At 30.4% G+C, this 12,644-nt stretch carries 12 protein-coding genes and 1 other RNA gene; 6 read left to right on the top strand and 7 right to left on the bottom strand.

From position 1 onward, the window contains the following. On the bottom strand, positions 1–1,836 hold the full coding sequence (gene ciaB, locus L8X40_RS02535; RefSeq protein WP_263667213.1) for an invasion protein CiaB: 1,836 nt from the start codon (positions 1,834–1,836) through the stop codon (positions 1–3). 64 nt (positions 1,837–1,900) lie between these two features. On the opposite strand from ciaB, the gene L8X40_RS02530 reads away from it, so the two are divergent. From L8X40_RS02530 to L8X40_RS02520, 3 genes are all read left to right on the top strand, one after another. After that, positions 1,901–2,305, top strand: coding sequence for an acyl-CoA thioesterase (locus L8X40_RS02530; protein WP_012661971.1), 405 nt, complete (start codon positions 1,901–1,903; stop codon positions 2,303–2,305). Positions 2,306–2,369: 64 nt separating this feature from the next. Then, positions 2,370–3,299, top strand: coding sequence for a ribose-phosphate pyrophosphokinase (locus L8X40_RS02525; RefSeq protein ID WP_039619082.1), 930 nt, complete (start codon positions 2,370–2,372; stop codon positions 3,297–3,299). Between the two features lie 116 nt (positions 3,300–3,415). Continuing rightward, the gene (locus L8X40_RS02520) at positions 3,416–3,652 is read left to right on the top strand and encodes a hypothetical protein (protein WP_087699218.1); all 237 of its coding nucleotides are present in this window, start codon (positions 3,416–3,418) and stop codon (positions 3,650–3,652) included. Positions 3,653–3,848: 196 nt separating this feature from the next. Here L8X40_RS02520 and ssrA read toward each other — a convergent pair. Next, positions 3,849–4,207: a transfer-messenger RNA gene (ssrA, locus tag L8X40_RS02515) on the bottom strand. A 1-nt stretch (position 4,208) separates the two neighbouring features. Then, a complete protein-coding gene (locus L8X40_RS02510) occupies positions 4,209–4,619 on the bottom strand; it encodes a hypothetical protein (RefSeq protein ID WP_039619086.1) in 411 nt (136 codons plus the stop codon). Between the two features lie 87 nt (positions 4,620–4,706). On the opposite strand from L8X40_RS02510, the gene ruvB reads away from it, so the two are divergent. After that, positions 4,707–5,717, top strand: coding sequence for a Holliday junction branch migration DNA helicase RuvB (ruvB, locus tag L8X40_RS02505; RefSeq protein WP_039619088.1), 1,011 nt, complete (start codon positions 4,707–4,709; stop codon positions 5,715–5,717). Further along, entirely contained in the window at positions 5,707–6,750 is a 1,044-nt protein-coding gene (locus L8X40_RS02500; RefSeq protein ID WP_214135943.1) for an AI-2E family transporter, read from the top strand. Before ruvB ends, L8X40_RS02500 begins: the two co-directional genes overlap by 11 nt. 6 nt (positions 6,751–6,756) lie before the next feature. Here L8X40_RS02500 and L8X40_RS02495 read toward each other — a convergent pair whose 3' ends face one another. Further along, complete coding sequence (locus L8X40_RS02495; protein ID WP_214135942.1) at positions 6,757–8,058, bottom strand: MFS transporter; 1,302 nt, start codon at positions 8,056–8,058, stop codon at positions 6,757–6,759. A 76-nt stretch (positions 8,059–8,134) separates the two neighbouring features. Between L8X40_RS02495 and rdgB the strand changes: the two genes are divergently transcribed. After that, complete coding sequence (gene rdgB / locus L8X40_RS02490; RefSeq protein ID WP_214100198.1) at positions 8,135–8,752, top strand: RdgB/HAM1 family non-canonical purine NTP pyrophosphatase; 618 nt, start codon at positions 8,135–8,137, stop codon at positions 8,750–8,752. Positions 8,753–8,776: 24 nt separating this feature from the next. Here the strand turns inward: rdgB and L8X40_RS02485 are convergent, their stop codons facing one another. The 3 genes from L8X40_RS02485 to L8X40_RS02475 are packed head-to-tail and all read right to left on the bottom strand — an operon-like array spanning position 8,777 to position 12,507. Continuing rightward, complete coding sequence (locus L8X40_RS02485) at positions 8,777–11,242, bottom strand: efflux RND transporter permease subunit (protein WP_214135941.1); 2,466 nt, start codon at positions 11,240–11,242, stop codon at positions 8,777–8,779. After that, entirely contained in the window at positions 11,242–11,811 is a 570-nt protein-coding gene (locus L8X40_RS02480) for an ABC transporter substrate-binding protein (RefSeq protein ID WP_214100200.1), read from the bottom strand. The genes L8X40_RS02485 and L8X40_RS02480 overlap by 1 nt, the downstream gene beginning before the upstream one ends. 9 nt (positions 11,812–11,820) lie before the next feature. Beyond that, positions 11,821–12,507 carry a VacJ family lipoprotein gene (locus L8X40_RS02475; protein ID WP_087700468.1) on the bottom strand — a complete coding sequence of 229 codons (687 nt, stop codon included), beginning with the start codon at positions 12,505–12,507 and terminating at the stop codon, positions 11,821–11,823. Positions 12,508–12,644: the final 137 nt, after the last annotated feature.

The following is a 12,644-nucleotide window of genomic DNA, read 5'->3' as shown; positions in this document are numbered from 1 at the left end:
TTATTTTACATTAGAGTATTTTTCAAACTCTCCGCTTTCATCGATTTCATTACCATAAAGTTTATGTAATTCATAGTAGTATTTTACAAATTCCTTACACTCTTCATCAAGTGGTAAAAATACCTCATCTTCTAAAACACAAAATTCTTCTAAATAATTTTTAGCATCTTCTTTTAGCATATAATGTCTTGCTAGCTTATAATAATTTTGCATAAACACAGCCTTAAAGGCTTCATAAGCTTCCTCATCAAATTTAATGTTTAATTTCTCATTTGCAAAAGATAACACCCCTGATTTAAACAACAATGATAAATGAATCAAACCTTCAGTATAATAAGGCTTAACCTCCTCTACTTTTTGCCAAGCGATCAATCCTATAGCCCTTTTAATAAGCTCATAAAACACTGGAAGCTTTAAATCATCTTCTTCATGCAAAAAGAAATTCACAAGCCCACCCGCAGTAGCTTTAAACTCTTCTATATTTTTAAACACGCCACTTTCATTCATTTTCTTTTCGCTATCATTTGCTACAAAGAAAATATGTCCAAACTCATGACCTATGGTAGAAACTTCATAAATTCTTTTCCATAATTTTTCATTATAAAATAAAATTTCTCTACCATAATCTAAAAATTCTTTTTCAAATACCATAGAAGAAAGCTTCATAAAAGGCTTGGTTTTAGCATTTTCATAAACATAATTTAAAAAAGCAAAGATCTTTTTACCTGCTATATTGCTTACATATTCATCATTTGGCACTACTTGAGCAGAAAAAAGCCCCTTAAGCTCTGCTCCATAAAAAATCATAGGCATGCAAATATAAAGCTGAGTTTTTTCAAGATTAAAATTCACTTCATCAAACAAAGCTTCATCTTCTTCATCTAAATTTGCATACACCATTGCAAAGCTTTCTTTGATTTTATCTTTAAAATCACTCCCATTAAAATCACTCACATCTTCTAAGCGTATATCCCACTCAAGTGCTACTGCATGCGTATAAGAGTCCTCATAGTATTCTAAAGGATGGCCAATTTGCAATGGATATTTTACTTCCATCCACGCAAGCTCTGCTTCTTGCCATTTTTTAACTACTTCATTATTATCTTTTTCACAAAAAGCAAATTTTAATTTTTCTATATAATCAATATAAGCATTTTTTTCATCATCTAACGCACAATTTTTTAGTTTTTCTAAAAGTTTATCAAACTCATATTCAAGCTTTAAAACCTCATTTTCAAAAGCTTTTGCATAAGGTAAAAATCTCCAAAGTGTTCCTATTTTAACTAAAGCCCCATAGCTTCTTTCGCAAATTTCACCATCTTGATTAAGCTGATAAAGCTCATTTTGCTTTAAAAACTCCAAAGCATCACTTAAATTTGGAAATTGTTCTTTTAAGATTTTATTATTTGTATCTAAAATTTGCTTGCTCCAAACAAGCTCAAAAGAATTCATAACTACACCTATATTATGCACACCTTGAACTAAAGCCAAATAAAACTCATCAAGTAAATTTTTACTCTTAATCTCATCGATTAAATCTTGGTGTTCTACTTCATAAAAGGCTCTTACCAAAGAAAAAACTTTATATTTTATTTGAGAAATTTCTTCTTCATTTAAACCTTTTTTCTCAAGTTCTTGGACTAAATTTTCCTCTTTTAAATCCACCAAACGACGCAACATTGCTAAAACATTGCTTTTTTCATTTTCAAGATTAGCTAGTTCTAAAGCTCTATCTATCAAAGGATGACTTTGATTAGTTTGAAGTATATTATAAAGACTATTGATATTTTGTTTCCTATTTTTCACAATTTTTGCTATTTGCTTAAAATCATTCATTTTTTACCTTTCTTTATTTTTAAAACTTAATTATAATGTTTTTTTTAAAACACAAGGAGAATGTATGAAAGATATGGGAGAACCTAAGCTAAGAGTTATAGCTATGCCAAGCAATACAAACCCCGCTGGTAATATCTTTGGTGGTTGGATCATGTCACAAATTGATCTAGCTGGAGCCATTGCCGCAAGGGAGCTTTCTCCGCAAAGAGTAGTAACCGTAGCAGTGGATAAAATCATTTTTAAGGAGCCAATTTTCGTAGGCGATTTGGTATCTTGCTATGCAAAAATAATCAAAGCAGGTAATACCTCTATCACCGTAGCAGTAGAAGTAGTTACTCAAAGAGCTAATGAATATGGCCGTGTGTATTGTATGCATGTAACTTCAGCTGTAGTAACCTATGTGAGCGTAGATAAAGATGGAAATAAATTTCCTATTGATGCGGATTTAAAAAGATTGCACGGCTTTTAATGTGTTTTATTGTATTTTTAAAAAACTTTTTATATCATCACAAAAAACTTTCTAAGGCTTATATATGCGTGGATATAAAATATTTTCTGGTTCAGCAAATGAAGAATTTGCTAAAAAAATCTCAAAATACCTTTCATTGCCTCTAAGCAATGCAGGTGTAAAGCGTTTTAGCGATGGTGAAATTAGCATTCAAATAGATGAAAGCGTGCGTGGTAAAGATGTATTTATCATACAAAGTACTTGTGCTCCAACGAATGATAATCTAATGGAGCTTTTAATCATGACAGATGCTTTGCGTCGCTCAAGTGCAAGCTCTATCACAGCTATCATCCCTTATTTTGGCTATGCCAGACAAGATAGAAAAGCAAGCCCTAGGGTGCCTATTACTGCAAAATTAGTAGCAAATCTTATAGAATCAGCAGGAGTGGATAGAGTAGCTACCATAGACTTACATGCTGGACAAATTCAAGGCTTTTTTGATATACCTGTGGATAATCTTTATGGAAGTATTATTTTTAATGATTATATTAAAAATAAAAACTATAAAAATCCTATCATCGCAAGTCCTGACATAGGTGGTATAGCAAGAGCTAGAAGCGTGGCAAAAGCTTTAGGGCTTGATATAGTTATAGTAGATAAAAGACGCGAAAAAGCTAATGAAAGCGAAGTAATGAATGTCATCGGCGATGTAAAAGATAAAGAAGTGATCTTAGTAGATGATATCATCGATACAGCAGGAACCATAGTAAAAGCTGCTGAAGTATTTAAAAGCAAAGGCGCAAAGTCAGTTATAGCTTGCTGTACTCACCCTGTACTTAGTGGTGTAGCTTATGAAAGAATAGCTAAAGATGCGCTTGATGAGCTAGTAGTAACTGACACTATACCTTTAAAACAACAAATGGATAAAATCAAAGTCCTAAGCGTAGCACCTATTTTTGGAGAGGTAATACGCAGAGTTTATCACAATGAAAGTGTAAATTCTTTATTTGTATAAATTCTTTGCAAGGATAGCCTTGCAAAGAAAATCTAAACTTCAAATAATTTTACAATCTTCCATTAATTAAAATTATGTTTTTGCTATAATTAGCAATTTTTCATCAAGGAGTAATCATGATTAAAAATTTAATCATAAAATTTGGTAGAACTTTGCTAGATATAATAACCATATTAAGTTTTATTACAGCGATTGGTTATTCTATTGCAATAATGTTTACGCAAGATTTTGCAGCAGGCTTGGCAACACTTATTGGGTTTTTTATAGTAATATTTTTAAGCTTTTTTCTAATTTATCTTATCATCGATATAAGAGATGCACTAGTCAAGAATAATCAGCATAAGGATGATTAAACATCTAAAAAATACAAAATAATACTCTATGATTTAAGAGTATTATTTATTTCCTTATTTAAGAATTATATTATCGCCTATAAATCTACTATTTTATAAACAAAATCTACATTTTTTCCCATAATTTTTTATATTAAAAACAACTTAACTAGTAAAAATACAAAAAAACGATATAGTTTTTATGAAAGATTAAATTTGGTGGAGACGAGGGGAATTGAACCCCTGTCCAAAAATAAAACAACCACGGCATCTACATGCTTAGCAAAGGTGAAAATTTCATCTAGCCAAACTCACCTTCCAAAATTTCAAGCTAGACTAAGACTTTAACTTCAATCAAAACTTGTCAAATTTCAATCTACACTATCAAAAATGACCAAATTCTAAGCTAGATAGTATGACTTAAAATTCAGGCTCAACTGAACTTACGCAGCTTTAGCGTAAGCAGGAGCAAATTTAACGTTGTTTGCGTTTAATTTTAATTTGAGCTTTATACGCTTTGCTCAAAGCGACATGCCACCAAGGCCACTCTACTCCTGTCGAAGCCAAGTCGTCCCCGTTATTTAGAAATTTTATCAGGAACATTTGCAATTTGAGGGTTAAATACACTTAAAAAAGAAGCATTTTTTTCATAATCACTGCAATATCTATCAAGCTGCTCACCCACTAAAAACATCCAATCCACAAATTCATCACTAGCAGGCCCGTCAAATTTAGCTGCTTCTTGCATAATTTCCTCACAGAATGTGCAAAAATTTGCAATCTCATCTAAATTTAATCTTTTAGCAGCCCAAACTACATTGTGAATATTTTGTTCTAAGTCTTTTAAAGCTTCTTTGTATTTTGAGCTATCACTGCTTAGCTTTACTATCAAAGGCTCTAAAACATCACAAAGACTTCTAAAAAAATACAAAAAACGCTCGATTTCTTCAAGCTCGTAATCTAACTCTAATTGCTCTAAAATTCCCATAAAAACTTCTATAATCTAAGTTTAAATGTTTATTTTAGCAAATTTTAGATAAAATTAAAATTTCTTACAAAATAAAATGGAAAAAATATGGATAGAATCGTAGAGATTGAAAAATTCTCCCCTGATGAAACTTATGAAACAAGCCTTAGACCTTCAAATTTTGATGGTTACATAGGACAAGAAAACATTAAAAAAAATTTAGAAATTTTCATCAAAGCTGCTAAAAAAAGAAATGAATGTCTAGATCATATCCTTTTTAGTGGGCCTGCAGGACTTGGTAAAACAACTTTAGCAAACATTATCTCATATGAAATGAATGCAAATATCAAAACTACCGCTGCACCCATGATAGAAAAAAGCGGAGATTTAGCTGCGATTTTAACTAATCTTAGCGAGGGAGATATTTTATTTATCGATGAAATTCATCGCTTAAGTCCTGCTATAGAAGAAGTGCTTTACCCTGCTATGGAGGATTTTCGTCTTGATATTATCATCGGTAGTGGCCCCGCTGCACAAACAATCAAAATCGATTTACCTAAATTTACACTCATTGGTGCTACTACAAGAGCAGGTATGCTAAGTAATCCTTTACGCGATCGCTTTGGTATGCAATTTCGCTTGGAATTTTATAAAAATGAAGAGCTTGCTATCATTTTAGAAAAAGCAGCTCTAAAGCTTAATAAAACTTGTGAAAAAAAAGCTTCTTTGGAAATAGCCAAACGCAGTCGCTCAACCCCAAGGATTGCATTAAGATTACTTAAGCGTGTAAGAGACTTTGCTGATGTAAATGATGAAGAAATCATTAGCGAAAAAAGAGCTAAAGAAGCACTTGATTCTTTAGGGGTAAATGAGCTTGGTTTTGACGCGATGGATTTGCGGTATTTAGAGCTTTTAACTGAAGCTAAAAGAAAACCTATAGGACTTTCTAGTATAGCTGCAGCATTAAGTGAGGATGAAAATACCATAGAAGATGTGATAGAGCCATATTTACTAGCAAATGGTTATATAGAAAGAACAGCCAAAGGCCGCATTGCGAGCTTAAAAAGCTTTGATGTTTTAAAATTAAAATACAACAAGGGTTTATTTGATGAAAAGTAGTAATTTTTTCTTGATTAGTTTTATTTTATTTATTTTATTTTGGGTGCTTTTTTTGTTTAAACCTTTTTTGATGAATATAGCCATAGCAAGTTTAATGGCCGTTTCTACTTCTAATGTTAATGTTAAATTCTTAAGTATTTTCAAAGGTAAAAAAGTCGTTGCAGCAGCAGCTACTACTGCTTTTATGTTAGCTTTATTTTTTATCCCTTTTGTATATGCTATTATAGAACTAGCAAAGGCTGCAAAAGGTTTTGATATAAGCTATTTTCACAATACCATAGAATATTTTAAAAATTATTCTTTACACCTACCTGAATCTTTAAGTTTTATAGAACCCAAAATCAAAGAAGCACTAGCAAGTATTGACTTAAATTCTATCTCTAAAAATGTTTTAACCTATCTTTCAAGCGCAACTAAATTTGGCACTAAATTTCTAACTGATATGGTATTAATTTGCGTGTTTTATTTCTTTGCTAATCTTTATGGAGCCCAACTCATTGGCTATATAAAAAGCATAGTACCTATGAAAAAAGAAGAAACTCAAGGCATTTTAAGCGAAGTGAGTAATGTAATGTCTGTGGTGTTTTACTCTATGGTGTTAAATGCTATTTTACAAGGGGTGCTTTTTGCTATCATTACTAAATTTTATGGTTATGATGCGATTTTAATGGGGATATTATTTTGCTTTAGCTCTTTAATCCCTGTGGTAGGTGGGGCCTTAGTTTATATACCTGTTTCTTTATATGAATTTGCAAATAACAATTTAAGCGGTGCTTTAGTGATTTTCATTTATAGCGTGATAATGATATCTTTTATCGCAGATACTTTAGTAAAACCCTATATCATTAAATGGATCAATGAAAAACTTGTTCAAATTCCAACGCAAATTAACGAACTTTTAATTTTCTTTGCGATGATAGCAGGAATTTCAAGTTTTGGCTTTTGGGGTATTATCCTTGGACCTGCTATTTTAACTTTCTTTATTTCTACTTTAAAATTATATGTGATTTTAAAAGAAAAGCATTTTGTATAAAAGCGATTATTTTTCAATAATCGCTAAAATTTCTTCTTCGCTTGTAAGTTTTTTATTATATTTAATCACTAAAAATTTAGAGTTTTTATACACATCTAAAACTCCATTTATACCTTTAATATTATTTAAATCATGTTTTGTTTCTAAAGATAAATAGACGTTTTTAAAATCTGCCGGACTTTGTAAAAACAAAAGTAACACAAACCAAATTACAGACAAAGCTATCAAAATAAAAGCAAGAGTAACTAAACTAAAATGGTGTAAAAAATACCCTCCAACGACACCACCTAAAAAGCTTCCAAAATAGCCAAAAGCATTAAACACACCCAAAGCCGCACCTTTTTCATTTACCTTAGCAAATTTACTCGCACAACTTTGCATAATAGGCTCATGTAAATTAAATCCTATAAAAAACACTACAACACCCACCATAAACACTAAAGCATTATGTGAAAAAGCAAATATAATATAAGCAATGATGAAAAATGCCACACCTAAAAGCAATATTTCTTTGCTTAAGCCTCTTTTTTCTCCTAAAGATCCTGATAAACCCATAGCTAAAAACCCAAGCACCATAGAGCTAACATAAACATGCCATAAATTCTCACTTGGGTAATTAAACTCATGTACTAAAACCAAAGGAATACTTAAAAACGCAATACTCATAAGCATTTTTTGCATACAATTAGTAAGATTCATCAAAGCTAAGTTTTTTTCTTTTAAAAGTTTTTTTAATGGAGTTTTAGTATTTTCATGTACTATTGTATGCTCTTTTGGCACAACGCTAAATAAAAGCACGATACAAATTAAACTCAAAATCGCACTTAAATCAAACAAACTTGAAAGTCCAAATTTAGCACTCATTAAAGGAGAAAGCACTAAAGAAGCTGCAAAAGAAAGTCCTATAAATGAACCCATGATAGCCATAGCCTTACCACGATTTTCTTCATTGATAAAATCACTTATCATAGCAGTAGCTACTGCTCCTATGGCTCCTGCTCCTTGTAAAAGCCTTCCAAACATCATTGTATAAATATCATCAGCATATGAACACACCAAAGAACCTATGATAAACACCACAAGTCCTATTAACATAGTTTTTTTACGCCCTATTTTATCTGAAATAATACCAAAAGGAACTTGCAATGCCATTTGGGTTAGAGCATACACACCTACTAAAAGCCCTACTAAAAACTCATTGGCTCCTTTTAAATTTAAAGCATATAAACTTAAAACCGGTAAAACTATAAACAATCCAAAAAATCTAGTTCCTACAATAAAAGACAAAGGTAAAACGGTTTTTAACATCTTTTCTCCTTATAAAGGATAATTTTACTATGATTTTGATAAACTTTTTTTAAAGTCAAAACAAAAAGAGTAATTTATGAAGAAAAAATTAAAAATCATTCTAGCAACTTCTAACGCACACAAAGTAGAAGAAATCAAAAAATTTTTAACTACTTACGAAATTTATGCCTTAAATGAAATCATCACTCCTTTTGAAATCATCGAAGATGGCACAAGTTTTAAAGAAAATGCTTTGATAAAATCTAAAGCTATTTTTAATGCTTTAGGCAAAAAACAAGATGAATTTATCACCTTAAGTGATGATAGTGGTATAAGCGTAGAGGCTTTAGACAATGCACCAGGGATTTTTTCTGCAAGATACTCTCAAGAAGGCACTGATGAGGCCAATAGAAACAAACTCATCCAATCTTTACATGAAAAAAACTTACATCAAAGCAAAGCTTTTTACACTGCAGCCATAGCCATAAGCTCAAAATATGGACATTTTAGCACGCATGGATATATGCATGGCCTTGCTATTGATACTCCAAGGGGTAATAATGGCTTTGGATATGATCCTTTATTTATCCCAAAAGGTTTTGATAAAACCTTAGGCGAATTAGATGAGCAAGTAAAATTAAAAATTTCACATCGCTCACAAGCACTAATGTTTGCTACTTATATCTTAAGAGCATTAGAAAAAATGGAACATTAATGAAACAATTTATAAAATATATGCTTATTGCTTTTGGTGTTTATGTGATTTGGATTTTACTTTATTATAATTTTGCTTAAGATAATGATAGCTTAAAATAAAACTTGGTAATAAAAAAAGCGAACCAAATAAAAGCAAACTCATAGCCAAAACCGTAAGCAAACCAAAATAAATCGTCGGGATAAAATTACTGCTAATCATCACTAAAAAACCTAGAATAATCGTAACACTAGTATAATAAATCGCACTTCCTATACCCATATGCGAAGCTTTTATAGCCTCTTCTAAGCTTTTATGTTTTAATTCTTCTTTAAAACGATGAATATAATGAATCATATCATCAACCCCTATTCCTATACAAATAGCAGCTATGGTAATACTCATAATATCAAGTGGTATATTTAAAACACCCATTAAACCAAATACTAAAGCTAAAGGTATGAGATTGGCCAAAATTGCCACAAAAGCATAAACAAAACTTCTAAAAATCACCACAAACAAAGCAAAAATCACAAGCACCACAAAGGCTAAAGTGTCAAATTGTGATGAAAAAAGACTTTGAAGCATATTGTTATACAAAGGCATAATACCACTGATTTTAACCTCTACATTATCATTTTGTAAAAGTTCTTTTAGGTCTTTTTCAAGCTGTTTTAAAAAAGCATCGCGTCTTAAATTTGGATCACTATCTAGCATACGCACGCTAAATCGCAACTCATTATTTTCTACACTTACAAAAGGGGTTAAAACTTGCTTTTTAAAATTCTCATCTAAATTTTCATATAAAAACGCTAAGGCAAAATCATCTAAAGCCTTGCCATCATTAATGCTTTTTCCAAGCTCTAGCAAACTTTGCAAGCTAAGCACAGAGCCTACATATTTTTGCTTACTTAAAAACTCATGAACCTTAGCAGCTATTCTTGTTTTTTCACTACTAAAAAAATACCTATCATCTTTGGCTAAATCATCAAATTCTTGTTCAAACTCATCTAAGCTTTCATTTTGTTTTGGACCTTGCTTAAATTTGACAATCACATCTAAAGGCATAGTTCCACCTAGCTCTTTATCTATAATCAACAAACCTTGTTTGATCCTAGAACTATCTTTAAAATAACTCACAAAGCTATTTTCTACTTTAATTTGTAAAATTCCATACAAAGCAAAAGCCACACAAAATAAACTTATGCCATAGATAATTTTTCTATGTTTTAAACTTACATTTGCACAAAAACTTAAAAATTTCAACGAATTTTGATTAAGCTCTTTAAAATTTAAACGTGGCATTAATACCAAAATGCTTGCAAAATAAATATAAGCTAAAATCAAACTCACGCTGATACCAAGACTCATCATAATACCAAGTTTAATAATAGGCTCAATATCTGAAAAAACAAAACTTAAAAACCCAACAACTGTGGTTAAAATAGCAAAAAAGCTAGGACTTGCTTTATCAAGTAAGGTTGAGAGTAAAAGCTTATAAACACTAGCTTTTGGGTGTTTGTGTAAATTTTCTATAAAATGCACGATTAAGTGTATCACAACAGAAACAGTGATAATAAGCACTAAAGCTACATAGTTTGAAGATACCACAGTAATATCAAAGCCCAAAAGCGCGAAAATCCCGCTTGAAGTAAAAAGTGAAATCACACAAATTCCCAAAGCCAAAAACACCAAACGCAAAGAGCCAAAAAACCACCAAAGTGCTATAAATAAAAGTCCTACTAAACTAAGTCCATAAATTTTTAAGTCACTTTTTACATAATTAATCATATCATTAGCAATCATTTCTACACCGCCAAGGTGTAAAAAGTCTCCATTTTGACTATATTTAGATACTATTTTAGTAATTTCTTCTAATCTTTTTGCGCTAAATTCCCTTGAGCTTTCTTGGTGTTTTTTAATCAAGGCTCTAAAATGCTCTTTTTCATTTTCACTTTTTGCATTATCTCTTGAATTAATCAAGTCATTATAAACAAGATCAGGTGCTAGATAAATCAAAATTCCCGTTGTTTTTCCATCTTTTGAGATGATATTATTTTTATAAAAGGGTTGGTTTAAAATTTCTTTTTTAGCCAGATTAATATCCACATCTTGACTAAAAATATTAGGTGTATTTTGGATAAGCTCTTTTAACTCTTTGCCTTTAGAACTTGCAAGCAAAGGCGCATTAGCGATAGAAAATACCTTTTGCACACCATTGATTTTTTCTAAATCAAGAGTTAAGTTTTTTATAGTTTCTAAATTTTCTTTAGTAAAAATATCTTTATTTTTAGGAGCAAAAGCAAGCATTAAAAAATTATCATTACCATAACGCGCTGAAACTTCTCTATATAGTTTCAAACCCTCATCATGCTCTAAAAGCAAGCTTTCAGCACTTGCATCAACACTTAAATTTTTAGCAAAAAAACTAAAAAATATACAAAAGACTAAAGTAATCCCCAAAGTTAGCTTTGGGAAATTAAGAAAGATTTTTAAAATTTTACTTAGCATTATTTAGAAAAATCAACACTAGAAAGCTTTTCAAGCAAGGTTTTAAAATCACCATTTTGCAAGACATCTTTAAATTGTGAGCGATAAGTTTGTATGATACTTATACCAAAAATATCTACATCATAAATTTGCCAATCATTATTTTTATCATAAAATTTAAAGATTACAAAATTTTCTTTGCCATCTACCATCATAGAAGTTTTCAAAAAGACTCTTTTGTTTTTTTCTTCTAAATTAATCACTTTTAATTTTTGAGAATCATACAAAGCAAGCTTATCCGTGAAACTTTTTTTAAGATTTTTTTCAAAGGCTTTGTTAAATTCATTTTTTTCGTTTTCGCTTAATTTTTCATATCTTGTAGAAAGACTAAGCTTAGCCATAAGCTCATAATCAAAAACACCATCAAATAAAGCAAAGATTTTTTCCGCTGCTTTAGCTTTATTGTTTTTATTTTGATCTAAAATTTTTAAACTCTCATCGATCTTTTCTTGCATAGTTTTAGAAATATCTTGCAAATTTAGAGCAAAAGCAAATATTACACTACAAAGCAAAACTATGATTTTTTTCATTTTATCTCCTTATTTGATGAGTTCTTGGCGTCTTTGTTCATACGCATCGCGTATAAAAGTATAATAATCTACACTATTTTGGTAAATATCATCTATTTTTTCATACTCAAAACTTAATTCATTGAGTTTTAATGCAGCATTTACACCCACACCAACCCAAAAATTCTCAATATATCCCTCAGGCACCATAAACCAATTTACAGGTAAAGCTAAAGCATCTCTTACATTATAAGGACCTAAAAGTGGAAGTACTAAATGCGCTCCACTACCCACTCCCCATTTACCCAAAGTCGTTCCAAAATCAGCTTCATAACTTTTTAAAGAAGTTTTGCTCGCACTATCTAACAACCCAAATCCAAAAATCACATTTACACAAAATCTTCCAAATTCCTCACCAGCTTTTCTAAATTCTAAACTTAAAAGATGATTGATAAATCTAAAAGGTGATCTTGTGGTGTCAAAAGCATTTTTCACACCTGTTCTTATAAAGCTTGGAGTAACACTTTTATAAGAAAGCACAACCGGTCTTAAAAAATAAGTATAAAGATCATAATTAAATTTACTCATAGCTTTATTATAGGTATAAAAGCTATCTTTGACTTCTTTTTTTTGATATTCTTGTTCAAAATCTTCAAAGTCATTTGCTAAAATCAAAGTGTTAAAAAATAAACACAAAGTTAGTATGTATTTTAACAAGCTTTTTCCTTTAAATCTTATAAATTGAAATTTCAGATTATACAAAAATTAAAATAAATTTTTACATTAAAATGCTTTTAAAATATTCTTTAAAAAAATTAAAAATTTTTATTTGCTTATGAAATAAGTCTTAGAAA

This window comes from Campylobacter sp. CNRCH_2013_0855 (assembly GCF_025773025.1).
In the GTDB taxonomy this organism is placed as follows: domain Bacteria; phylum Campylobacterota; class Campylobacteria; order Campylobacterales; family Campylobacteraceae; genus Campylobacter_D; species Campylobacter_D jejuni_C.
This window is presented reverse-complemented; position numbering and strand designations above follow the sequence as displayed.

What these genes read in the sequence shown, in the direction of transcription:
- ciaB (WP_263667213.1), bottom strand. Translation starts at nt 1,836, where the DNA reads ATGAATGATTTTAAGCAAATAGCAAAAATTGTGAAAAATAGGAAACAA.
- L8X40_RS02525 (WP_039619082.1), top strand. Translation starts at nt 2,370, where the DNA reads ATGCGTGGATATAAAATATTTTCTGGTTCAGCAAATGAAGAATTTGCT.
- L8X40_RS02510 (WP_039619086.1), bottom strand. Translation starts at nt 4,619, where the DNA reads ATGGGAATTTTAGAGCAATTAGAGTTAGATTACGAGCTTGAAGAAATC.
- rdgB (WP_214100198.1), top strand. Translation starts at nt 8,135, where the DNA reads ATGAAGAAAAAATTAAAAATCATTCTAGCAACTTCTAACGCACACAAA.
- L8X40_RS02530 (WP_012661971.1), top strand. Translation starts at nt 1,901, where the DNA reads ATGAAAGATATGGGAGAACCTAAGCTAAGAGTTATAGCTATGCCAAGC.
- L8X40_RS02485 (WP_214135941.1), bottom strand. Translation starts at nt 11,242, where the DNA reads ATGCTAAGTAAAATTTTAAAAATCTTTCTTAATTTCCCAAAGCTAACT.
- L8X40_RS02500 (WP_214135943.1), top strand. Translation starts at nt 5,707, where the DNA reads ATGAAAAGTAGTAATTTTTTCTTGATTAGTTTTATTTTATTTATTTTA.
- L8X40_RS02520 (WP_087699218.1), top strand. Translation starts at nt 3,416, where the DNA reads ATGATTAAAAATTTAATCATAAAATTTGGTAGAACTTTGCTAGATATA.
- L8X40_RS02480 (WP_214100200.1), bottom strand. Translation starts at nt 11,811, where the DNA reads ATGAAAAAAATCATAGTTTTGCTTTGTAGTGTAATATTTGCTTTTGCT.
- L8X40_RS02495 (WP_214135942.1), bottom strand. Translation starts at nt 8,058, where the DNA reads ATGTTAAAAACCGTTTTACCTTTGTCTTTTATTGTAGGAACTAGATTT.
- ruvB (WP_039619088.1), top strand. Translation starts at nt 4,707, where the DNA reads ATGGATAGAATCGTAGAGATTGAAAAATTCTCCCCTGATGAAACTTAT.